Here is a 1,628-nt window from a genome sequence, read left to right as displayed (position 1 = left end):
ATCCTATTCAACAATTAGAAGGGTAATGATGGGAGTTGACTGGCAGAGTTTGTTAAAAATGTTTAATGAATGGGCATTACAAGAATATGGACAAAGAAGTGATATAAATTGGCTAGATATAGATGGAAAAAGTCTCAAAAACACCCTAAAGAATCCTAATAATGAACAACAAAATTTTATCATGTTTATCTCATTGTTTAGTCAAGAAAGTGGCTTGGTATTACACTTAAAAAGAATTGAAAACAAAAAAGGGTCTGAAATCGACGAAGGTCAAGCTATAATTGAGGATTGCACTCTTCAAAATAAAGTTTTTACTGGGGATGCTTTACACTGTCAGAAAAAAACAATCAGCTTAATAGCCAAGAGTAAAAATGATTATGTTATCACGGTTAAAGGAAATCAGAAAAATCTTTATCAGCGAATACAATACCTGAGTAATTCCTCAAAGCCAGAAAGTTGCTTTCTTGAACAAGATAATAGTCATGGTCGAAAAATCTCAAGAAAAATAGAAGTTTTTAAAGTGAGGAAAAATGAAAGACAAGGGTTTGAAAATCTGCGCCGAATTATTAAAGTAGAAAGAAGGGGTAGTCGCGGGGATAAAACTTATGAAGAAACAGCTTACTATATCAGTAGCCTAACCGAATCCGCCCAAGTATTTGCTAAAATTATTCGAGGACATTGGAAAATAGAAAATCAGTTACATTGGGTAAAAGATGTAATTTTTGAGGAAGATAAAAGCGAGATAAGTGATTTTCAAGCGGCCAGCAATTGGTCAATTCTCACAACTATAGGATTGAATCTTTTCAGAGGTTTGGGTTTTCTCTCAATAACAGAGGGACAGAGGTGGTTAGCTGAACGTTGGGAAAAACTGATAGTTTTATCGACGTAAGAAGCAGAAAAATTAGCTAAATTAACAGGATGTACTCTCAGACAATTTCAAGAGAGATAGGCTTTTAGTGGCTTGGGAACAGGCTTTATCAATTTATTCATAATAAATATTGGCAGAAGATTAAAGATTAGTTATTGTGACTAACTCTTTTGATTAGAAAAAGATAAACTTGAGAATCTTCGGTCAAATTTATTGACTCAAAATCAGCTGTAATTAATTTAAATGAAACAGCCCTAGGATCAAGGGGGGATCAAAGGCACAATCTATCTTCAATTTAATAATTATAACCACTCACTTAATAGGATAGTTACACAACGTAAAAATTGGTTAATTCAGGAGTTATTATTATGCTAGACCAAATGATGAAGATGTTGGAAGGGCAACAAATAGGCCCTTATCGTCTTAATAAGTTTCTCGGTGCCGGTGGTTTTGGTGGTGTATTTCATGCTAGTGAAATGGTCAGAAATACATCGGTTCAAGAAGTTGCTATTAAAGTTATCCCCGAAAGTAGCGATGATAAATTAATTGAATTAACAAATGCCAGAAAGTTAGAACATTCTAATTTAATTAAGGCTTATTCAGTGGGGGAATTTACTTTGGGAGCATCCCAGTTTTGCAATGAGTAAAAATACTCAGGCAATATCGCCGTTGAGATAAGCACAACGTAGCTTCAAATACTGAGGAACATTCTCTGCTTTCCATTGTGCTCCCACAATTTTCATTCTTGCACCTATTTGCT

1 protein-coding gene and 1 pseudogene are annotated in these 1,628 nt (G+C 34.3%); both read left to right on the top strand.

Going from position 1 to position 1,628, the window contains the following annotated elements; translation table 11 throughout:
* A partial coding sequence (locus tag PX636_RS21010; RefSeq protein ID WP_288118691.1) for an ISAs1 family transposase occupies window positions 1–889 on the top strand: 889 nt, incomplete at its 5' end.
* Window positions 890–1,236: 347 nt separating this feature from the next.
* Window positions 1,237–1,485, top strand: a pseudogene (locus PX636_RS21005) (protein kinase); the annotation flags it as partial.
* Window positions 1,486–1,628 lie beyond the last annotated feature (143 nt).

The sequence above is a fragment of the Microcystis sp. M53598_WE2 genome (assembly GCF_030067735.1).
Classification (GTDB): Bacteria; Cyanobacteriota; Cyanobacteriia; order Cyanobacteriales; family Microcystaceae; genus Microcystis; species Microcystis aeruginosa.
This window is presented reverse-complemented; position numbering and strand designations above follow the sequence as displayed.